This is a genomic window from Granulicella sp. S190 (assembly GCF_009766095.1).
In the GTDB taxonomy this organism is placed as follows: domain Bacteria; phylum Acidobacteriota; class Terriglobia; order Terriglobales; family Acidobacteriaceae; genus Edaphobacter.
In genome coordinates, this window is sequence record NZ_LMUD01000002.1 from 102837 (window position 1) to 125865 (window position 23029).

Below are 23029 nucleotides of genomic sequence, written 5' to 3' on the forward strand. Positions count from 1 at the left end.
CTGGGCTTCGGCGTCTTCGTTCCGCGGCTCCGATAAACGCGGCGGGGCCAACGGCGGACGTATTCGCCTGGAGCCGCAGAAGAACTGGGAGGTAAACCAGCCTCTCGTGCTGGCGAAGGTTCTGAGCACACTCGAAGGAATCCAGAAAGAGTTTAACGGCACCGACAAGAAGGTCTCACTCGCTGATCTGATCATCCTCGGCGGCTGCGCCGCTGTTGAAGAGGCTGCGAAGAAGGCTGGACACGAGGTGAAGGTTCCCTTCGCTCCCGGTCGCACGGATGCCACACAGGAACTGACCGATGTCAGCTCGTTCGCTCCGCTTGAGCCGACCGCAGACGGCTTCCGCAATTACTTCCGTCTCGGACACACCGAAACTGCCGAAGCTCTGCTGCTCGACCGCGCGCAGTTGCTGACGCTGACTGCACCTGAGATGGCGGTTCTTGTCGGTGGCTTGCGCGTCCTTGGCGCCAACTATCGCCAGTCGAAGAACGGAGTCTTCACCGACAAGCCCGAGACGTTGACGAACGACTTCTTCGTCAACCTGCTGAATATGAGGACTGAATGGAAAGCCTCCACTACTGCAGAAGGCGTGTACGAAGGCCTTGATCGCGCCACTGGTGAGGTCAAGTGGACCGGCACTCGTGTCGATCTTGTCTTCGGCTCAAACTCCCAGCTTAGAGCAGTCACGGAGGTCTACGCCTCTGAGGACTCGAAGGAATCGTTCGTGAAAGACTTTGTGGCTGCATGGAACAAGGTGATGAATCTTGATCGCTATGACCTTGCCTGAGATTTGGCAATCCTAAGATGATTGGTCATCGTTGTACGTAGCCGCTGTTCTCCAGGTTTGAATCGGCAAATCGGCGTTCTCGCTTGTCTTGCTCGCGCGGGGTTAGATGTTGACGACCCGCGCGAGCTTTTTTCGTCGATTTAAGTCGCAAAATAATACAGCGTTGAACCCGCGCATACGGCGAGGTTCTTTTATTTAAGTTGACATGATTGATCTCCGTCTTTGCGTTTAGCTGAGCAGCGGAACGCCATGTGTCGTCCGCATTTTGCTCCTCTGTAACGGCTCTCGCTCAAGGTTGAAAGCTTATGAGGAAGCCATAAGTTTCGACTTCAGCGAAAAGGTCGATCTAACTTAGACCGCTCAAATTTCGCCAAATGGGGTCCCCGGCATTCTCCGCGGTATATGGCGCCGCCAAGCGGGTTGTCGAAAACCAGCTAAGTGGTTGTCTGTGAATTGGTTGCCCCCCAGGGATTCACGGGCATTGAAACTAAATGGGATACAGCGCTTTTCCACAGCGTCCCCACTCCGATCCCCACTTTACAAAATAAGATTCATAATCCGATTTTGCTGCGCACTTCGTCGGACTTTTTCGGACCGCTTTGGACAGGTGCGCTCCTTCACCTCTCCCACTTTACCCGTGACGGCCTCTTGTGTTCAAGACGCAACGGTTCCCGATGCTTTCACCGCCAAGTGATGTCCAGCCGGTGCGACCGCACAGGTCGTCCTTTGTCGTCACGCGGTGCATACCAGTGATGCACGTCTCGATACATAAGGTGGGAACCTTGATGCTCTTTGAACGTCTCCGGTAGAAGGCTCAGGAAAAAACGATAGCCGCAAAGAGAAAACATCCCCGCAAGCAAATTGTCTCCTATAGTCTTCGGGGTCAGGCTCAAACCCTGGCGAAGCGTAACCTGTTCTCCATCGTGTGCGGCAGTGTATAACCCAGCTTTCTCTCGAAACGCCGCCCTACCGAATGCGATCTTTACCAACTCGTCATTCGGTAGACCGGCAGGATGAGAGCCTTCACCGATAATCCGAGGCCCGTCGTGGCTGAGGTTTATGAGCGTCTTCAGGAACCACCGCTCTAGTAACTTTCCGTCAATGGTGAACGTTTTTATCGTCCATCGCCGACTCTTGAGCTTACTTCGCACTTGGAAGAGTTGCATTGACGCATCGAAGGACTCAAACGCTTGCTTGACCGCAGTATCAAGCTGGCTAAGTTCGCTGTTGTGTTTGCGGCAAAGAATTTTGCCTGTGAGCGACGCCAGCCCAACGGTCTTAGGCCCATCCTTGCACCAGTGCAGACCGCTGACCGTGATATTGCCATCTGGGAAGAGAGCCTGTGAGACGAGATGCTCACGGCTGATCTTGCCTTCACAATCCCCAAGCGATGCAGCCCAGCATCCCTTTACGGTTTGTCCAGCTTGCCCGTCCTGATTTGGAGTTGAATCCCCGCCCATAAAGCGATCCTCCCTAAAAAGCGGAGCTAAATGTAAAACTTGAAAGGGAGTCGAGGCTCCCCTTCGAGTGGAGCAGAGATAAGGACATCTCCAACTTCGTTGGCGAACCGGATGGTCACAGGAAGACGGTCATTATAGAGGCAGGTGTTGAAGTTGATCTTAGTGAGTCCAAGAATGTCGCTTAATACCGTTGTAAGTGAACACGTTCCCCTGAGAATTCTGACCGAGATCGGATTTGGGGTTTCTGGACCCATATATGTGTCCAGACGGGGAACATACCCCGAAGTCCATAAGTATGCCGATGTGTCGCTTACCTTTAACGCCGAACCTCGAATCACGGGATATGCACCAGGACGAAACATCTTGAGATCGTTTTTGATGTCAAGAATCTGGACTGCGACGAGATTTGTCTTGGGGTCACAGGCTTGCTGGAACCCAGTCCACTCTTCGTCGGTGAACGCACTAGTTGCATGAATGAACAACTCTGCCGGCGGAACGTCGTGCTGAAGCTTGTATTCCGCAATCACCATCTCGATCAATTGTGTTGCTGATGGGCCATCCAAATGAAATTGCCGCGTGTCCGTGTGATACCAAGGTCCGAGCGCGCCCCGGAAGACAATTCCCTCGCCATCACTCAGAAACATCTGCGCTGCGCAGCAGGCATGTCGCGCATCACTGGCTAGATCACTCACTTTGTAAACCAAGCCAACGTAACACACACCAGGCCGAACATTTGCCAGTTGCCATGGCTTGCCACCCGCCTTGTAGTAAGCTCCCGTTCCCAGTTTCCAAGCAATCGTCGCCGGATCTTCGACCCGCCTTTGGAGCGCCCCATTGCTTTTGAGGAATTCGCTTGGAGTCAGCGTTGTTTCCCGAATGATCTGAGTCACGATCTGATCTTTGAGAAGTCTTGCTTTGAGCTGACGCCTGAAATGAGTCGCGTACTTGTATACGTCTGCGTCTTCCTCTTCGATGCCAAAGAGCGTGGGTGACTTCTCGAGTTCCTGCGCCCGACGCTTTGTAATTGTCACTGTTCCCACAATGCGGTCGTCCTTCTTAACCGTGGAAAGAGGACGCCCGAGTTCATACACGATCTCAGGGATTACGACAAACCAAAAAGTCGGCGGGTTTTCGGAGCGACTGTTTTCTTTGATGAGACGCGAGACGTACAAGTTGACGGCGGTATGAATAGCCTCATGCCGATTTGTAAGATGAAGTGATCGATCAATTTCTGCGGAGTCAATGTCATCAATGACAGCGTGAGGCTCTTTGGGCCATTCGCTTTTGAAAGCCGATGAAAAACCAGGAAACATGACGTGATGTGCCTCAACGGCTTTAGACCGGACCCCCGGCTCCGGTACTGCAATGGGACTGGCCATCTTCTCGGACCATACCCGGAAGCGTCGGACGCCCTCGCGCGTTCCGATCACGCCATACCGAGTCACGGGGATATGTGAGGGGTTGCCCGCTGGACCAAAAAGGAACAAGCCATCGCGTGGATAAGCCATTTGCTGTTTGTGGCCAAACTCAAGCATCGGCTCGGCAATGTGCAGCATTTCGTTAAGCGTCTTTTTGTTAGAAGTCTTCTTCTTCCGGGAGTTCATCAAAACGTTCCTCTTCCAAATCGGGAGTTGGGTCGTCTTCGTCTGGTTCTTGGGACTCATCCGCAGCTGGTAGTCCGACAGGCGAACGAAAGAACATCGGTGGCAGCCGCAGCTCGATCGACTCATCAGGGCTCACGGGAATCGAGAGCGCGTTTGAGCCTTGGGAGAGCCAATATAAGAATGCGAGCAGCATGTCCCTCCAACGCGCGTTCCTCCACCCCTTCGCGAACGAGCGCCGGAGTTGGTGCATGCGTCCGGAGCTTTGAATTGGACTCTCGCCGTCCGTCGTAAAGATTAGGCGACTCCTGAAACAAATGTGACGGCTTGGAAATACTTGATACGACGGCGAAACTGCAAAATGCCATTGGACGCCACGCTTTAGCGACTTACCCTGCAGGAGTCGACTGCCTCGATATGGCTTCCAATCGAATTGCACTTTGATCAATGGCGTGGTCTTCGACATCCAGAAAGCCTCATGCCGATTCGCCATCATGTAGGTGGAAAGTCCCCTGCGCTTTAGGTAATCGGCAACCGCGGCATTGATGAGCTGCGTGATGAGCTTTCGTCCTTCGTGTTTCGGAAGCCCCAATGCATTCCAGCCCTCATTGATCAGGGCGTCAGTCCGTCTGACCCTCGAATTCTGCTTCCCTCTTTTCGGCAACACTCCCGCAAACGACAGATGGCCGTTTCCGTATGGCACACGCACGTAGTCGTCGAAGGCCCTTAGATCGGATCCTTCCGGGTGAAAAAAGATCCGAGGCGGAAGGTTTTGTACGGAAACCCAATTTGACACCAGCGTCTCCGGGGCCGTTGTCAATGCTCTAGCGTGGATTGTCTGCAGCTCCCGCCAAACATCGGTGTTTACAGGCTGATTGTGAGGTACTCCATAGTCGTTCAGCGCAAGGATAAGGTCTTGAAAACCTTCGGCCCACCCCCTCTCGAAGTTGATATATTGCGCCTGGGCGATCAGGAACGGAGACTGGTAGGGCTTAGTCCGAAGTGGAATTACGAAAGAGTCGTCCTTGAGGCCACGGGCGACATCCGATGCAATTTGGATTTCGTTTCGTACGCCTTGCTTTTCGACAGAGATTGGGTTGGCAATAAGGAGAACTTTGCAGGCACGGTTTCGCAGAGCGGCTTCTAACCTGCGCTGCCAATCGTGACCACCTCGTAACCGAAGGACATCTGCCCAAACCTCATAGCCCATAGCGGAGAGCTTAGCCCCGAGCCAAATGGTTAAGTCGTTATCTTCCGGTGTGGCGTGACTAATGAAGATTGCTTCGCGCTCGTTCACTCTGCTCTTCGCCCCCGTCCTGCAAATCATGATACTGCCGCAGGCGAACAAAAGGTGTAGGCAAATTGTTGGAAACAGGGTCAGTCACTACATTGGCCAGAGCCGAGCCGCGATCTTGCTGAACTGCGCCGACGTGGCCTCTAGCTCATCGACAAGTTCTTGGTTGTCAGAGAGGTGGGCAATTCAACGATTCGATACAGTCTCAAGTGCCGTGTGCCAGAATGGTTACGATCCAATTTGCATAATTATTGGCAGCTTTTCAGTTAAGAGAGCAAGAGGCGGCGTGGAAGCGGTCAATCCTTTTTTTGAACAACCCGTACTGAACGGCCCTTACGACCAGCCAGCTCGTCATTGGGAGCTTGACCCGTCCGGTCAACCCACTCAGCAGATTTTGCCGAGCCGGCGGCGTGCTGAGTTCATCACACCGATTCCCAAGCCGCGAAAGCGAAAGGGCCAGGGTTCACAGGGGACGCTTGGCCTCCGGCAGGATGACGGTTTATCCACTGCCACTCAGCAGTACGACCCAACCTCGCTCATCAACGATCTCCGGGGTCAAGTTGACGCTTGGAGAGCCCTTCCGAATCCGAACGACTGGCTGGTCACTCCCGAGACAGCAAGGCTCCTCCAACACTGGCGTCACTACAAATTCAATGGCGTCCGCCCGTTCTTCTGTCAGGTTGAGGCCGTCGAAACCGCCATCTGGCTAACGGAGGTTGCTCCGAAGCGGGGAAAGGGCGGTAAGGCGTTCCTAGAGCACCTGGCGAACGCCAATGCGGAGGCGAATCCCGAGTTGATGCGCCTTGCGCTGAAACTCGCGACAGGTGCCGGAAAGACAACCGTCATGGCGATGCTCATTGCATGGCAGACGGTCAATGCGGTTCAACGTCCTGGCAGCCACTTCACGCGCGGCTTTCTCGTCGTAGCTCCTGGTCTGACGATCAAGGAACGGCTACGCGTCCTCCAACCGAATGACCCCGACAGCTACTACGCAAGTCGCGAGCTGGTTCCCACAGACATGCTGCCGGATATTCGACGGGCTGTGATCGTCACTGAGAACTTCCACAAGTTCAAGCTCCGGGAGCGGATAGAGCTGTCCAAAGGCGGTCGGGCGCTATTGCAGGGGCGTGGTGAAGCCCTCGAAACGCTCGAAACCGAGGGACAGATGATCCAACGGGTCATGCCGGAGTTGATGGGCATGAAGAACATCCTGGTCATCAATGACGAGGCCCACCACTGCTACCGCGAAAAACCCGGCAACCCGGAGGACGGCGAAGCTGACTCCGACGAAAAGCGTGAGGCGGAGGAAAATAACGAGGCTGCGCGCCTTTGGATTTCGGGTTTGGAAGCTGTGAAGCGGAAGCTAGGGATAGCGAAGGTCATTGATCTGTCTGCCACACCCTTCTTCTTGCGCGGTTCTGGCTACGCAGAGGGCACGCTCTTCCCGTGGACGATGAGCGATTTTTCTCTAATGGACGCCATCGAATGCGGCATTGTTAAGCTCCCTCGCGTCCCCGTCGCGGACAACGTACCGGGCGTGGACGTGCCAAAGTTCCGAAACCTTTGGGAGCATATCGGAAAGAAGATGCCGAAGAAGGGCAAGGGCAAAGCGGGAACGCTCGATCCGCTGGCGATCCCGGTTGAACTCCAGACCGCCCTCGAAGCTCTTTACGGGCATTACGAAGAGACGTTCAACAAGTGGGCAGACGCGAGAATCAGCGTTCCTCCCTGCTTCATCGTAGTTTGCAACAACACTTCGACTTCCAAGCTGGTCTACGACTACATCTCCGGCTTCTACCGCGAAAGCCAGGATGGTCAACAGTTGGAGCAAGGCCGTTTGGCGCTGTTCCGCAACTTCGACGAATACGGCAATCCTTTGTCGCGGCCGCGTACACTCCTCATCGACAGTATGCAGCTTGAATCCGGTGAGGCCCTGGACGACGGATTCAGGAAAGCCGCCGCTTTGGAGATCGAGCAGTTCCGGTACGAAATAGCACAGCGTAGTGGTCAACTCACAAACGCCGACGATATCGAAGATGTCCAGGTGCTCCGGGAAGTGATGAACACCGTTGGCAAGAAAGGCCGGTTGGGAGAGTCCATTCGGTGCGTCGTCTCGGTCTCGATGCTTACGGAAGGTTGGGATACGAATACCGTTACACACGTCCTCGGCGTTCGCGCTTTCGGGACGCAACTGCTATGCGAGCAGGTCATCGGGCGCGCATTACGGCGCCAGTCCTATGACCTGAATGAAGAGGGTCTGTTTAACGTCGAATATGCTGACATTCTCGGCATACCCTTCGACTTCGCAGCGAAACCCGTTGTAGCGCCGCCCCAGGCTCCGCGCGAGACGATACAGGTCAAAGCCATAAAGCCGGAACGTGACGCCTTAGAGATTTGCTTCCCTCGCGTCCAAGGCTACCGAGTCGAACTGCCGACAGAACGCCTGGAAGCTGAATTCAACGATGAATCTGTTTATGAATTGAGCCCGGATATCGTCGGCCCGTCGATCACCAAAAACTCTGGCATCATCGGCGCGGATGTCGATCTAAGCCTCAAGCATCTCGGCGATATGCGGCACTCCTCGCTGGTTCTCCACCTTACAAAGCGGCTCCTCTACACGAAGTGGCGAGATGCCGGCGAAGATCCCCAACTCTATCTCTTCGGACAGTTGAAGCGCATTACGAAGGAATGGCTTGATACCTGCCTCGTATGCGTGGGGGAGACATATCCGGCGCAACTCATGTATCAGGAGCTAGCCGACACAGCCTGTGAGCGGATCACCTCGGCGATCACGCGGAAGACTATTGGCAAATCGCCAATCAAGGTCATTCTCGATCCTTACAACCCTGTGGGCTCCACGAGTCATGTTAACTTCACGACATCGAAAACGGATCGTTGGGAGACGGACTCGCGCAAGTGCCAAGTAAATTGGGTCGTCTTGGACAGCGATTGGGAGTCGGAGTTCTGTCGGGTTGCGGAGGCGCATCCGCAGGTGCGGAGCTATGTGAAGAACCACTCGCTGGGTTTCGAGGTGCCTTACCGATGCGGTTCGGAGAATCGCAAATACCGACCCGACTTTATCGTTCGGGTCGATGACGGCCACGGCGAGGATGACCTGCTGAATCTGATTGTTGAGATCAAAGGCTACCGCCGCGAGGATGCCAAAGAAAAGAAGTCCACGATGGAGACGTATTGGGTTCCGGGCGTAAACAACAGCGGCAAGCATGGCCGCTGGGCTTTTGCGGAGTTTACGTCGGTTTATGCAATCGAATCGGAATTCAAGGCGCGTGTAGAAGGAGCCTTCAACGGCATGATTGCCGAAATCCTCAAGGCAGTCCCCGCGCAGTTCGCAGAGAAGGAAGTCTAGGTACATGGCAAAAACCCCAGCAACGAAGAAGAAGGTAGTAACGCTGAAGCACGATGAAGCCTCGCGTAAGAACATTCCTACTGCTGAATATCAATCGGTGATGCGAACGGATGAGCAGACACCGATTCGCGTAGCCTACGAGCGGCGTAACCGCGACTTGGACCCGCAGTTGGTATGGCGCGGAAAGGATGAATTGGACTGGAGCGATTTGGTAGTGCCTGCTCCACCTCTATACATTCAAGAAAAAGTCCATCCGAAAGTATTGATTGATGACCTGAAGCGGCAGTCCGAGACTAGCCCGAACAAGCCGCTGCCGCAATTTGATCTCTTCGCCGACTTCAATGGCCTCCCGAGCGAAGACGCGAAAACAGAGTTTTACCAGCATGACGCGCATTGGTCGAATCGAATGATTCTGGGTGACAGCCTACAGGTCATGGCGTCTCTTGCCGAACGTGAAGGCTTACGTGGCAAGGTGCAGTGCATCTACTTTGATCCGCCGTATGGCATAAAGTTCAATAGCAATTTTCAGTGGTCCACTACTAGCCGCGATGTGAAAGATGGCAACGCCAGTCACATCACCCGGGAACCGGAACAGGTCAAAGCTTTCCGAGATACCTGGAGAGATGGCATCCATTCATACCTGACATACCTGCGTGATCGTCTCACTGTTGGCCGTGATCTACTCAGTGATTCCGGCTCTATGTTCGTGCAGATCGGCGATGAGAATGTGCATCGCGTCCGAGCCCTAATGGATGAGGTTTTTGGCGAAGATAATTGCATATCTCAAATCGCTTATGCCAAAACAACGGGCTTCTCGGGAAACTACTTGTCATCCGTGACAGACTACGTTCTTTGGTATGCAAAGAAATCGGAAGTGGCGAAATTCAGGAGCCTCTTCGTTGAGAAAAGCGCCTTTGGCGAGGGCAAATCGAAATACCGACCGGCACATACAATCGCAGCTCTCAAGAACTCCGGCATGGACCTTGAAAGAGAGGCCGTTTCCGACCAGTTGACCTCCCAAGGCGCATCCGCTAACAGCGAACAAGTCTTGTCTTTCCAGAACAAGCAATGGAGTCCACCAACAGGTCTTCACTGGAAAACAACAGTCCGAGGCATGGGACGACTTGCCCTTGCTGGTCGTGTCATGGCTGAGGGCAATTCAATTCGCTATGCCCGGTTCTATGACGACTTTGCTGTGCAACCACGAGTTAACGTCTGGATGGATATTGGAGGCATACAAAGCCGTTCCGATCCAAAAATTTACGTAGTGCAGACGGCCACGGAAGCCATTCAACGGTGCATCCTGATGTCTACTGATCCTGGAGACCTAGTGCTAGATCCGACCTGCGGGTCCGGCACTACTGCCACCGTCGCCGAGCAATCAGGCCGCCGCTGGATCACGATTGATACCTCACGCGTAGCGCTTGCGCTGGCCCGTGCCCGCATCATGGGGGCACGATATCCCTTCTACCTACTCGCCGACTCGCGCGACGGACAGATGAAGGAAGCTCAAATCACACAGCGCATTCCATCCGAGTCTGTAACGCACGGTAATGTGCGGCAAGGCTTCGTCTATGAGCGAGTACCGCACATCACGCTCAAGTCCATAGCCAACAACACTGAGATAGACGTAATCTGGGAGCAGTATCAGGAGAAGTTGGAGCCTCTACGCGAGAGGCTGAATAAAGCTCTCAAGCGCGAATGGCAGGAATGGGAGATTCCGCGCGAGGCCACTACGTCTTGGTCGGAAGCCACAAAGGAGCTTCATTCTTCTTGGTGGGAACTTCGGATTTCACGCCAGCGGGCGATCGACGCATCCATCGCTGCGAAGGCCGAATTCGAGTATCTGTATGACAAACCCTACGAAGACAACAAGAAGGTACGGGTGGCGGGGCCGTTCACTGTTGAAAGCTTGTCACCGCATCGTGTCTTGGCCGTGGACGAAAATGACGAATTTATCGAAGAACCTGCAAATGTTGACAACGACGCAAGAGATGCCGCGAACTTTGTACAGGTGATCCTCGATAACCTGCAGACAAGCGGCGTGCAGCAGGCAAACAAGGGTGACAAAATTATTTTCTCGTCCCTGGCTGCGTGGCCCGGGGAGCGAGTTTGTGCCGAGGGGCGCTATCTGGATGGTGATGGCATAGAGAAGCGTGCGGCCATCTTTGTTGGCCCGGAGTTTGGCACTGTCTCGCGGCCCGATCTCGTCTCCGCTGCTCGTGAAGCCGGGGATGCAGCCTTTGATGTCTTGATTGCTTGCGCGTTCAACTACGATGCCCACTCTTCCGAGTTCAACAAACTCGGCCGCATCCCTGTCTTGAAAGCAAGGATGAATGCAGACCTCCACATGGCCGACGATCTCAAGAACACGGGTAAGGGCAATCTGTTTGTCATCTTCGGAGAGCCGGACATTAAGATTCTGGATGAGAAGAGTGGCGAGATTCGAGTCAAAGTGAACGGCGTTGATGTCTTCCATCCGAGCACAGGCGAAGTGCGCAGCGATGGAGCAGATGGCATCGCTTGCTGGTTCGTGGATACGGATTACAACGAAGAGAGCTTCTTCGTCCGACAGGCATACTTTCTTGGAGCAAACGACCCGTATAAAGCTTTGAAAACGACGCTCAAGGCAGAGATCAATGAAGATGCCTGGTCAACTCTTCACAGCGATACATCGCGGGCTTTCCCCAAGCCTGTATCGGGGAGAATCGCGGTGAAAGTCATCAACCATCTGGGCGATGAAGTGATGAAGGTCTTCAAGGTGAACTGATGGAGTTTCGGATTGCAGACACGTTCACCGATAGCCTGGCGCGACTGACTGGCGAAGAGCAGAAGTCGGTGAAGACGGCTGCGTTCGATCTGCAACTGAATCCGGCACACCCAAGCCTTCAACTCCACAAGCTGGATCGCGCAAAGGACATCAACTTCTGGTCTATGCGGGTCAGCCGAGACATTCGGCTCATCGTGCATCGCACGAACGCAAGCCTGTTGCTCTGCTATGTCGCGCATCATGACGCGGCCTATCAATGGGCAGAACGGCGCAAGCTGGAGACGCACCCAAAGACGGGTGCGGCGCAGCTCGTGGAGATTCGTGAGCGCGTCCAAGAGATTGCGGTTCCGAAGTATGTCGATGTTCCTGCCCCTGCCGTTACCAAGCCCCTACTCTTCGCTTCTGTCCCAGACGCAGAATTATTGCAATACGGTGTGCCTCTCGAATGGCTGGCCGATATTCACGGCGCGAACGAAGACACGCTGCTTGAGATAGCAACGCACCTCCCCGGCGAGGCAGCCGAGGCGCTACTCAATCTGGCAACTGGCGTCGCCCCTGTCGCTCCAACAGTCGTGGCCGTAAGCAATCCATTCGAGCACCCAGACGCGCAACGTCGCTTCCGGGTGATGAAGAATATCGAGGAGCTACAGCTCGCCCTGGATTATCCGTGGGAGAAGTGGGCCGTGTTTCTGCACCCAGCTCAGCGTCAACTTGTGGAGAAAACTTTCAAGGGGCCGGCCAAAGTTGCTGGCTCGGCCGGTACTGGCAAAACGATTGTCGCTCTGCATCGCGCAGTCCACCTCGCCCGCGCGAACCCGGACTCAAGAGTGCTTTTGACGACATTTTCCGACACCCTGGCGAATGCGCTCCGAACGCGGCTGCGGCTCCTCATCGGTAGTCAGCCACGCCTGGGAGAGCAAATCGAAGTCCTCTCGATGAAGGCGATTGGTCTGCGACTGTACGAATTGAATCTTGGTAAGCCGAAGTTAATTTCAGTCGAGAGGCTCCGCCGGATGATGCAAGAGGCGTCGGATGCCACTGCTGACCACAAGTTCACCCTGCGGTTCCTGATGAGTGAGTGGGAGCAAGTCGTGGATGCGTGGCAATTAACGTCCTGGGAGGACTACCGCGATGTAACGCGGCTAGGCCGTAAGACTCGTCTTAAGGAACCTCAACGGTCCCTGCTCTGGTCGATCTTTGATGCTGTGCGAACTCGCCTCTTCGATGACGGCTCGATGACAGAGGCCGGGATGTTTCAACGATTGGCCTCTCATTACCTGAATGGGAACGAATCGCCGTTCGACTTTGCGGTGGTTGATGAGGCCCAGGATGTCAGCATCACACAGCTCCGGTTCCTCGCCGCACTTGGAGGCAAGCGGCCCAATAGTCTCTTCTTTGCTGGGGACACCGGGCAGAGGATCTTCCAGCAGCCCTTTTCGTGGAAGGGGCTTGGCGTCGATCTTCGGGGAAGATCAACCACGCTCAAGGTGAACTATCGCACTTCGCACCAAATCAGGATGCAGGCCGACAGACTGCTGGATGCGGAAGTTTCTGATGTCGATGGAAATATCGAGGATCGCACAGGCACGGTTTCTTTGTTTGATGGCCCGCTGCCCCAAGTGCTGGGTGCCAAGACAGAGGCACTGGAGCAGGAGGCGGTAGCGAAGTGGCTCCAGAAGCGCATTTCGGACGGGCTAAGGCCAGATGAAATAGTGCTCTTCGTTCGATCTGCTGCCGAACTGCCACGCGCTGAACTTGCGGCAACGGCGGCCGGACTACCGTTTCGTGTACTCGATACTCATGCCGAAACGACCGTGGGTTCACTGTCGCTAAGCACTATGCATATGGCTAAAGGCTTGGAGTTTCGGGCCGTCGCAGTCATGGCTTGCGACGATGAAGTGATTCCATTGCAGGAGCGAATTGAAACAGCGACCGATGCCTCCGAGTTGGAAGATGTTTACAACACGGAGCGGCAACTCTTGTACGTCGCATGTACTCGTGCCCGCGATTGTCTGCTGCTTACCAGTGCCGGTTCCCCCTCAGAGTTCCTGCAAGACATGCAAGCCCGTCGGGTGGGCAAAACATGACGCTCTCGCAATTCGCGAGAGCGACCTTCAAGGGTGGGAAGACGGGCGAACGAAAAAATGGGAGCCTGCCGGGTGACAGACTCCCTTAGTAAATGTGCGGAGGCTATGCGGCCTTTGCCTTCTTCGCAGGTTTCGGTTGCACCTTTGCAATGGCTTTGGTTGGCGGCTTCTTGCTGAGCTTCGCTTTCTCCTTGGCGGTAAATTCTTGCTTGACCTTAAGGCCGATGGCATCCACATCCACCTTGTACGCGGTTGCTGCGTCGCGGAGGACTTGCGTTGCGTTCTGCCGCATGGCCGCGTGAAGAATGGTTATCTCTACCAGCAGACCGCCAAGTGCGCTTTCTTCGGCACGACGGAGATAGGCGGTAAACAGCTTCCCAATAGAGTCGCTGTCCTTCGCCTTCTTGATACCGTGCTGCCGGGCGATAACTACTAGACGGTTTTCGTCCAGCAACGATGCCAACCGCTCCACCACAAAAAGCAGGTCGCGTTTCATCAACCGCACCGGAACGGCTGCGGTGATGGCGGCAAGTATGCGGATGCCGGTCGTGTTAGCAATCGCAGTTTCCTTGCGCTGCTTCTCCTGCTCGGCCTTCCACTTGGTATCATCCGCGATCTGCTGCGGACGCTTCTTGGGATGATGCACCGGGCAGTTAGCTTCCGTGCAAACCTTGCGGATTTCTCCCTTGTCGATGCCGTCCGACACTATGGCTTCTGTGGTGTATTTACAGGTTTTGAACTCCGGGCGCACTGCCTCTTCTTTGGTCGTGGGCTTCTCTGGCCGGATTTCGGTGTACTTGTTACGCGGCAACGTCGCGCTGCCTTCCTGCTGCTGGCCGTAGGCCGTGCTGATTTGCACAAGCTTGGGTTTCGCCGCAACGGTCTTGGCAACATGGGCATCGACCTTCGCGTGATAGCAGTTTGGGTCGGTGCAAGCGTCCTGCCTTACATCCGCAAACAGGAGCTTGTTATGCCCTGTCCGCTTGGGGCAGTCCACGCAACTCCCCGCTGCCGGGACAAGCTGCGTGTCCCGCTTGTCGAAGGGAGCGAGTTTGAGGATGAGGAGAATGTTGCTCTCAATCCAGAATTGGAGACTCCGTACAGGGAGAAGGATGCGTTTCGCCTTCTGCCCGCCGTTGCTCCAATCCTCTTTGAAGCAAGCTCCAAGCGCCTGTTCCTGTTGGTCGGACTGGAGCTTTGCCAGCAAGAGCGCATGGCCGACGCCGATGTCCTCGCGGTAGAAGGCTTCGACCACAACGGGAGCAAGCTCGGTCAGCTTCAACCTGCCAGCCACATATGCGGGCGATTTGCCCGTTCTCGCGGCGATCTGCTCAACGGAGTATTTCGGCTCTTCCAAGTTCAGCAAAGCGCGAAAGCCGTTCGCTTCCTCCATCGGGTGAACGTCGCGGCGCTGGAGGTTTTCAATCAACTGCGCCTCCAACGCTTCGGCATCGGTGAGGTTCTTGATGCGAACGGGGACGGTGGCGGCTTCGGCCATCTGCGCGGCGCGATAACGCCTTGCTCCGAAGACGATCTCAAAGCCCTGTTCGCTCACAGGCCGCACAAGCAACGGCGAAAGAATGCCCTGGGTGCGGATGCTCTCGGCCAATTCCTTCAAGGAATCATTCTCGAAGGTTCGGCGCGGATTGGTCTTGGATTCAGTGAGCAACGCGAGAGGCAGGTTGCGGTACTCGGTGGCGTTGGCGACGGTGGTGGTGTTCATGGCAATGGCTCCTTTCGAGCGGTTGCACTGCGTTGGGTGTTGTGAAGCGGACGCGCTTTCCTGTCCGCACCGGGGCGGGAAAGAGTTAGGCGCATGGGTTCCGCTGCTGCCGCTCAAAGGCTTCGACAAAGCCCTGACCTCGCAGGTTTTTGTCCCACTGCTTGGCGAACTGTTCGTGCTGCTTGTAAAGCTCAGTGTGGAAGGCGTAATGGCCGTCTTGAATGAAACGTGACCATTGCTCGATACCGGCATAATCGTTGCGCCAGTAGAAGGGGTTAAGGTGCGCCCCTCCTCCAAGTCCAAACTCGAAGCACATCTCTGGGTCGCGCATCAGGTCGCCGTTCTGTTCGCCGTAATGACAGACAGAGATTGCCGGGAGTCCACAAGGGCCGGACTCATCGGTCGCCTCGATTACCAACGCCATATAGGGCGAGTTCTCGATCTTGAGGTTGAGGCCGTGGTGCCAACCTCCGGCCAATTTGAGGATTTGAAGGATGGTCTTCATTACGCCACCTTCGCCAGTTCTGCATCGGGCATCGCCGCTTGCTCTTCGGTCGGCGGCTGCAAGGCGGCAAGGATGACGGCGGAGGTCTGCTGTATCACTTCCAAGCTCTCGGCCAGAAGCGAAGCGTTGCCGTGGTACAGGTGGATGTAGTCAGCCGATGCGGTTCCCGCTTTCAGACCAACGGCCTTGCCGACGACAAACGCTACCGACTCGGCCTCCGTCTCCTTCACAACCTTGGTGGTGGTGGTGCGGCGCTCGGCCTTGTGCAACATCTCGTGTGCGAGTTCGTGGACAAGCGTGGAGAACTCCTCGGCTTCCGATTGGCCGGGGAGAATGGCAATCCTGCCGCCGTAGCTGGCACCCAACGCGGGAGCAATATTCTCGGTAAAGACAAGCTCGATGCCCTGCCGCTCGACGTATGAAACAAGACGGTCGCGGTTCTCGCCCACGTCGCCGTGTACCTCGTGCATGGTGGGAAGCTCCGCGCCCTCGGTCTGCGAGACATCGAAGACGTAAGCGTTGCGAAATCCAACCAAGACGGGTTTGTTCTGGAAAGCGGGGTCTTTCTCGGCTTCCTTCTCTGTCTTCCGGCGAATGCCGATGATGGGAGCAAGAATGCGAATACCCTTCTCTCCCTTTCTCACCTTGCGCCCAAGCTGGTTCCATGCGTACAGCCCCGCAACGCGCGTTGCGTCCGGCCTCTGTCGTGCGATTTCGAGGACGTTGCCAAAGCTGTAATTGTGAAAGCGGCTCATGGCGTCGAGGTACGCCGTAAGCGCGTTGCTGTGACCTGCCTCCAACTGCGCGATAAGCTCCTTGACGTTGGCGGCGATGATCTCTTTGGCGGTCTGCCGTTGCTGCGGCTGTTTGGGGTTTAGGGTGGACGGGGTGACGCTGCTGGTGGTGGCGTTGGTGTTCATGGGTGCTTCCTCCTTGGCCTTGGCCGTTGCTTTTCATGCCATGCGTGGCATGTACCTACATGCCGAACGCCTCCTGGCGAAGGCGGGGGTAGCAAGGCGCAACGGGGAGGGGTGTACCCACCCTTGGAGAGGGAGCCGAAGGCGGAACGGAAAGGGCGGAGCGCAGCGGAGGTCTGCACAAGCGAAGCGCGGAAGATTGGGGAAACCCCTTGCGCCGCGCGATCGGGGCAGAGCCCCTTAGCAGGCTTGTCTACCTTGCCCGGCGCGGAGCGCAGATATTGTCAGGGAGGGCGTTGCGGGAAGGAACGGCCCGCAGAGGTGGGGGCAGAGGATGCGAAGCAGCCGCAGACGGGAGGAGACCTCCGTGCGACTTGAAGCTGTTTGAATGATTGTTCAACACGAAAGGAGTGAGCTGAACCTGCGGTTCCGTCCGCAGTAGCCTATCGACATCGGCGTAGCTGGTAACGGCTGGGTCGAAAGCTGTCGAGACAACGAACCTCAGTCTTGCGACAAGGAGGACTCCGCAAGGCGTTCTCCGCCACTGCCAGCGTCAAGGCGGTGGGAGGGGCCAGGCTGAATGATAGGTCCAACAAAAGTGAACTGCCGTAGGCACCGTAACCTCCGAAGAGCCAAAGACGCTGACAGGCTCTAGCCAAAAGGCACGCAGCCGGATGCTCCACCGGAAGTATGGAGTACACGGACACAAAGGCTGCCGGTGTAAAGGTGGGGACTAAGTCATTCGTGTCATTCAAACGGAACAAGGTAAGCCCGTTGTTCCGCCTCTTTGGGGGCAGGCGTTGCTGCAAGGCGCGCTGTTGGGCAGCGGGTAAAGGATGCTGGAGAAAGCGAATGCCGTTCTGTAATGGAGCGGATAGGAGTTGCAACATCACTCCGCTGCGAAAGCAGGCAGACTTCCAGTTGGTCGTGGTTGACGAGAGAACTTACAGAATCTTCGAAGGAGGAAATCGCAAATGAACGTGGAGCAATTTACGTGTGCAGCCTCCGGCCCGGCGGCTCAATGGGAACAGATCGACTGGTCTCAATGTGAGCAGAAGGTCAGGAGACTGCAAGCGCGTATCGTCAAGGCAACACAGGAAGGCCGTCACGGCAAGGTGAAAGCCTTGCAATGGCTGTTGACCCACTCGTTCTGCGGCCGTGCGTTGGCTGTAAAGCGAGTGACGCACAATCAGGGCAAGAACACGCCGGGAGTGGACGGAGCGATCTGGAGCACACCGGCGTCCAGATACAAGGCCATCGATACACTGCGACGGCGCGGGTATTTTCCGCAACCGCTGCGGCGTGTCTATATCCCGAAGGCCAATGGGAAGCTGAGACCGTTGGGAATCCCCACGATGAAGGATCGGTCGATGCAGGCGCTCTACCTGCTCGCGCTACTCCCGGTCGCGGAGACAACCGCCGATCCCAACTCCTATGGTTTTCGACCGGCGCGCTCGACCGCCGATGCCATCGAACAGTGCTTCTGCGCGCTGGCTCGCAAGACCAGCCCGCAGTGGGTTCTTGAGGGCGACATCCGTGGCTGCTTCGACAACATCAGCCACGCTTGGATGCTCGACCACATCCCCACGGATAAAGAGGTGCTGAAGAAATGGCTGAAGGCGGGCTTCATGGAAAATCGAACGCTGTTTCCAACGGAGGCAGGTACACCGCAAGGCGGGATCATCTCGCCCACGCTGGCGAATCTGACACTGGATGGGTTGGAGCGGCTGCTCAAGGATACCTTCCGCATACGGCAGATCCATGGGACGGTGCACAACCCGAAGGTCAACTTCGTGCGTTATGCAGATGACTTCATCATCACCGGCAGTTCGAAAGATCTGCTGGAAAATGAAGTCAAGCCACTGGTCGAGCGGTTCATGCTCGAACGAGGCTTGCAACTCTCACCCGAGAAAACCTGCATTACGCATATCGAACAGGGCTTCGACTTCCTGGGGCAGAACCTGCGCAAGTATGGCGGCAAGCTCCTGATTACACCCTCCAAGAAGAACGTGCACGCCTTCCTGGAAAAGGTGCGTGGTCAGATTCGTTCGAATCGAGCCACGAAACAGGAGTATCTGATCAGGCTGCTCAACCCAGTCATCCGTGGATGGGCATACTATCACCGTCACATCGAAGCTGGTTCGACGTATCGGAAAGTGGGGATGGTCCTCTGGCACTCGCTCTGGCGATGGGCAAAGCGCCGGCATCCGAACAAGTCCTCTACCTGGATCGTAGATCGATACTGGCACAGGCTTGGACGGACTTCATGGTGCTTCGCTGTACTGGTTGGTTCGAACGCGCAAGGTTCGCGCTCGGCTGAGGCTCGGCTGGTAAACCCAACCGAAATCCCCATCCGGCGCTACGTCAAGGTCAAGTCGGACGCTAACCCGTTCGACCTGCTCTGGCGCGGCTACTTCGAATCTCGAAAGAGGTTCAGGTGAACTAACAGACATCGCTAACCGTCGTGCGATGTGTTCAACCGGCTCTGTTCATGCAGGGCTTACACACGGCTTGAGCCGGATGAGGGAAACCATCAAGTCCGGTTCTTAGGGGAGGGAGCGGCAGCAATGCCGTTCCCTTACCCGACTCCCTATCTAGTTGAAGTTCTGATGCTTGAGGGCGAAAGCCGGAGATAATGGATTGCGTGTAAATTGCTATGCGACAAATTGCCATTCCGGTGTTGTTTCCGATTCCGACGGACGAAGACGACTTCGAGGATCTTTGTGTCGATATCTTACGGATTTACTGGAACCGCCCCGGTTTGGAACGGTATGGACGGAAGGGTGAACGGCAAAACGGCATCGATATTCTGGACCTTGGGGGCGTGGTTCCGCTTCATGGGGCACAGTGCAAACTTAAGGAATTTCAGAAAACGCTATCGCCCACGTCTATCGCCGACGAAGTTGCCGATGCTTGCAAGTTCGAGTTTCCTCTCGGCAAATACGGCATTCTCACCACTGCCAAAGTATCGACTCAGGCACAGAAGAAGGTTCTTGAGATCAACCAACGTCATCGGGAGCTGGGTCTGTTCGAGGTGGAGCTTCTGACCTGGGGCAAGTTGTGCCGCCTGATTCAGATGTATAACGAGGTTCGCAAAGCGTACTTCGAGTTAACGGTTATCACAGCAACCAGCCGGATTGGGTCAAAATCGCCTATCGTTGAACAGCAAATCAGAGAAGCTGGCGGTTTGATCGAAACCACAGGGCTGACGGAAGAAATTGATGCAGCCCGCGATGCGGTCAACAAGCGCGAATACCAAACAGCGCTATTGATTTTGAATCGGATTGTTCAACGGGATGGTTTCAGCTTTGTTTCACAACATGATCGTTTTCGTATTAGCTCAAATCTTGGCTTTGCAGAGATGGGTCTCGGCAAGGCTGAAGTCGCGGCAGAGCATTTCTTCGAGGCCATGCGTTGGGAGCCTAGCGATGAGCGTGCGAAGACCAATGAGGTTCTGGCATACATTCTTAAGGGCGAACACGACACCGCTCACAAGAAGGCTGCCGAACTACGTAAAGAATATCCAGAATCTGCGAAGCTGGCGGCGAACTGGGTCGCTTCTGCACCACCGCTAACCCGTCTCAGTGACTTGGAGGGTGAACTCAGCGAAGCGATCAAGGCTGATGCGGAGGTTTCGCTTTCTTTATCGCGCCACGCACTGATCGAAATGGAGATCGGCAAGGGTTTGGAATATGCCAAAGCTGCGGCAATGATTTTGCCCGACTCATCTCAGCCGCAACTTTCGATAGCACGAGCGTACATGGGCTGGATTGTGCTGGCCGAGAACGGAAGCACCGATTCAGGAATTCCACGGGATGAGCTTGTGGAAGGTGTTGAATCCGCCCTGAGCGAAACGATGCGTCTGGCAGAAGTGGAACGAGACGAACGCGCGCGGGCTGAAGCGTTGGTGATACGGACAGACTTACGGTTATTGCAGAAGAAAGTAGCCGAGGCGGAGGCGGATGCATATGAGGCGATCCGAATTGATCCCGAAAATGTTCAAGCGCTTCTTGCGTTGTCTCACATACACAGTTCGGCTAAGCGAATCGACGAGTCCATCCGACTACTAGAGCGGGCCTATCGCAAGAGTGGTCGTCCAGAAGCCGCCTTGATGTATGCCAGGGCGTTGGTTCAGCGAGCTATTCCTGAAGATCTACCGGTTGCAGTGTCGATGCTCACTGCTATCGACACGTCGGAGCTTCGGCCAAATTTGCGGCCAATCATCGCATCTACGGCAATAGATGCGATGGTGCGGATGAAGGATCCGGCTGGCGCACGGGCTTACCTCATGCAAGCCTCGGCGCACCTCGACAAAGAGGTCATTACGGCTCTGCTGGCACACATTGCGGCAAGCGAAGGGAGCAAGGACGAGGCGGAACGTCTTGCGCGGCAAGCGAAACAAGAACTCACTGCCTCCAGCGGCGTTGAGACGAAAGAATTCATCGCGCGCTTATTCATGCGCTTAGATTTGCCTGATCAAGCGCTGCCGTTGTGTCAAGAGCTGTTTGACCTAAATGTCCAGGCGTTTGATAGCGGGATGCTGCTCGACTGCGCAGCTCGTCTTCATCGTGACGACGTTGTTCTTCAAACGTGTGCCGAACTGGAGAGACGGGGACAAGACCTGTGGGAGGTGGTCAGCTTTGAGGTGCAGTATCTCCAGAAATACTCGCGTGAGAAAGCAGTTGCGCGCCTGGACGAGTTCTTAAAGACACATCCGGATCACAAGTTGGGCACGCTCTTACGATCAGTCATTGGCGTTCAAATGCAGCAGCCAGCTCTTGTGAATGGAAGTCTGAACGCCTTGCCCACGGTGGACGAGCTTCCGTTGGACTACATCATACCTGCGGTTCATGTACTGCGATTTGCGGGTGCCGGCAACTCGACCATTGACTTTGCTTATCGATTTTTGCGGTCGCATTTCGGAGATATCCAAGCCCATCAGGCAATGATTTTGAGTCTTATGCCAGGGGACACGTCGATCACAATGCCGCCGTCGCTCGATGTAGCTGCGGTCGATTCCGCGGTAGCCGTGCATGACGATCTGAATGGCGGTGTTCGATGGTTCGTTTTGGAAGCAACGGACACACCGAGCGCTGAGTTTGAAGAGATACCGATAAATTCTGTACTTGCACAAGAACTCGTCGGAAAGCGCGTTGGGGATATCGTCGTTTTAGCAAAAGGACAGATGCAGAGCAGGACCGGTACCGTTCGGCAGATCATGCCGAAGTATGTTCGGCGTTTCCAAGACTGTATGGGCGAGATGCAGTTGCGCTTCGGCGGTCAAAGCTTTGTTGAAGCTGTCCACTTGGGGACAACGGAAGAGGAAGTGACACGGGGGCTCCAGAAGGTTCTCGATTCTGTAAAGGAACGAGAGGCGACGGTCTCCCAGGCTCGTCGCATTTACGACGAACTGCCCGTATCGTTCCATCTCTTTGGCGATCGTTTTGGAAGAAACGCTTATTTGGCACTAGCGAGTCTGGCGCAGGAAGATGGGCAGGCGGTTAAATCCGCTTTTGGGACGCCAGAAGAGCGCGGCCAGAGTATTTTCGTTCTCCAAACCTGCAACGTCGTAGTCGTTGATATCAGCGTCGTAGCCACGATTCGGATGATCGGTTGCGAGGGCCTCCTGTTGGACGCCAAACGGTTCCAATTTCAGATGACTGAAGGAACGTTTGATGAGTTACAAGAAACATTGATTGGCGATCTTTTCTCTGGTTCAACAAGTGGGACGGTCAGTTATCGCGATGGTGTTGCATCTTTTACGGAGGAGACCGCGGATCAGAAGGCCGCGAGGCATCTGGAGGACGAGGGATTTCTTGAGCGGCTGAGATCAGTAGTGCAAATTGTGCCGGTCATGGAACTAGCTGCTCTCGATCCGGCAAAGCGGGAGCCGCTTGAGAAGATGTTCGGACAGTATGGGACAGAAGCGATGCTACTAGCATCGCGTCCCGACTCGGTCTTATGGACAGACGATCTCATTCAGGCAGAACTTGCAAAGAGCGAGTTTGGTGTGAAGAGGACCTGGACCGAAATAGTTGCTGAGCAGACGGCAGTCGCCGGTCAGATCACAGATGCCGAGAGGCTGAGGATTGTCGCATCCCTGATTGGAATGAACTACACAGTTACCATGTTCGACAGTACGACCCTGCTGAAGGGAGTTGAGATGGCCGAGGGAATACCCTGGCGATCTCCACTGAAGCAGTTCGTGGAGATTTTTCAAAAGCCCACTGGAAACCTCCAAGCATTGCTCAGGATCTTCGTGGACTTTGTGACGAAACTGTATCGCGAACCGCACTTGCCGGAGGTTCGGTGCAGAGTCATGACCGCATTCCTTGATGCGCTCTGGAGCAATGTACCTCTACGGTCGGCGTTGCTGCATGTTCGCAAAAATAGCGGTCGATTCTTTGGATTGAATCCGGTGGGACAGAACCAGTTCGATGAATGTTTCGATAGGTGGTTTGCGGGGGTGACGGCGGACAGACTTATCGGTTCATAGAGCTCTTCGGGATGAGCCAGAC

At 55.3% G+C, this 23029-nt stretch carries 12 protein-coding genes; 6 read left to right on the plus strand and 6 right to left on the minus strand.

Going from position 1 to position 23029, the window contains the following annotated elements; all coding sequences use genetic code 11:
* The coding region (locus tag GSQ94_RS00390; RefSeq protein ID WP_305794704.1) for a peroxidase family protein at positions 1 to 787 on the plus strand (787 nt) is incomplete at its 5' end.
* A 680-nt stretch (positions 788 to 1467) separates the two neighbouring features.
* Here GSQ94_RS00390 and GSQ94_RS00395 read toward each other — a convergent pair.
* Genes GSQ94_RS00395 through GSQ94_RS00405 form a run of 3 tightly spaced genes read right to left on the minus strand, consistent with a single transcriptional unit; the run spans position 1468 to position 5145 of the window.
* Positions 1468 to 2247, minus strand: coding sequence for a hypothetical protein (locus GSQ94_RS00395; RefSeq protein WP_158941350.1), 780 nt, complete (start codon positions 2245 to 2247; stop codon positions 1468 to 1470).
* 26 nt (positions 2248 to 2273) lie between these two features.
* Positions 2274 to 3851, minus strand: a complete 1578-nt coding sequence (locus tag GSQ94_RS00400; RefSeq protein ID WP_216842978.1) for a hypothetical protein — start codon at positions 3849 to 3851, stop codon at positions 2274 to 2276.
* Positions 3823 to 5145 carry a toll/interleukin-1 receptor domain-containing protein gene (locus tag GSQ94_RS00405; RefSeq protein WP_216842979.1) on the minus strand — a complete coding sequence of 441 codons (1323 nt, stop codon included), beginning with the start codon at positions 5143 to 5145 and terminating at the stop codon, positions 3823 to 3825. The genes GSQ94_RS00400 and GSQ94_RS00405 overlap by 29 nt, the downstream gene beginning before the upstream one ends.
* A gap of 283 nt (positions 5146 to 5428) precedes the next feature.
* Between GSQ94_RS00405 and GSQ94_RS00410 the strand changes: the two genes are divergently transcribed.
* Genes GSQ94_RS00410 through GSQ94_RS00420 form a run of 3 tightly spaced genes read left to right on the plus strand, consistent with a single transcriptional unit; the run spans position 5429 to position 13366 of the window.
* Positions 5429 to 8509, plus strand: coding sequence for a BPTD_3080 family restriction endonuclease (locus GSQ94_RS00410; protein WP_254063485.1), 3081 nt, complete (start codon positions 5429 to 5431; stop codon positions 8507 to 8509).
* A 4-nt stretch (positions 8510 to 8513) separates the two neighbouring features.
* Positions 8514 to 11279 (plus strand): site-specific DNA-methyltransferase, encoded by a 2766-nt coding sequence (locus GSQ94_RS00415; RefSeq protein WP_158941352.1) that lies wholly within the window; start codon positions 8514 to 8516, stop codon positions 11277 to 11279.
* Positions 11279 to 13366 (plus strand): UvrD-helicase domain-containing protein, encoded by a 2088-nt coding sequence (locus tag GSQ94_RS00420; protein WP_158941353.1) that lies wholly within the window; start codon positions 11279 to 11281, stop codon positions 13364 to 13366. The genes GSQ94_RS00415 and GSQ94_RS00420 overlap by 1 nt, the downstream gene beginning before the upstream one ends.
* A gap of 103 nt (positions 13367 to 13469) precedes the next feature.
* Here the strand turns inward: GSQ94_RS00420 and GSQ94_RS00425 are convergent, their stop codons facing one another.
* The 3 genes from GSQ94_RS00425 to GSQ94_RS00435 form a co-directional block, all read right to left on the minus strand.
* A complete protein-coding gene (locus GSQ94_RS00425; protein ID WP_158941354.1) occupies positions 13470 to 15089 on the minus strand; it encodes a ParB/RepB/Spo0J family partition protein in 1620 nt (539 codons plus the stop codon).
* 85 nt (positions 15090 to 15174) lie between these two features.
* Positions 15175 to 15594, minus strand: a complete 420-nt coding sequence (locus GSQ94_RS00430; protein ID WP_158941355.1) for a hypothetical protein — start codon at positions 15592 to 15594, stop codon at positions 15175 to 15177.
* On the minus strand, positions 15594 to 16514 hold the full coding sequence (locus tag GSQ94_RS00435) for an ArdC family protein (RefSeq protein WP_158941356.1): 921 nt from the start codon (positions 16512 to 16514) through the stop codon (positions 15594 to 15596). Before GSQ94_RS00435 ends, GSQ94_RS00430 begins: the two co-directional genes overlap by 1 nt.
* 971 nt (positions 16515 to 17485) lie before the next feature.
* Here GSQ94_RS00435 and ltrA point away from each other — a divergent pair.
* Both ltrA and GSQ94_RS00445 read left to right on the plus strand, forming a co-directional pair.
* On the plus strand, positions 17486 to 18952 hold the full coding sequence (gene ltrA / locus GSQ94_RS00440; RefSeq protein ID WP_158941357.1) for a group II intron reverse transcriptase/maturase: 1467 nt from the start codon (positions 17486 to 17488) through the stop codon (positions 18950 to 18952).
* Between the two features lie 215 nt (positions 18953 to 19167).
* Positions 19168 to 23007 carry a hypothetical protein gene (locus GSQ94_RS00445; RefSeq protein WP_158941358.1) on the plus strand — a complete coding sequence of 1280 codons (3840 nt, stop codon included), beginning with the start codon at positions 19168 to 19170 and terminating at the stop codon, positions 23005 to 23007.
* Positions 23008 to 23029 lie beyond the last annotated feature (22 nt).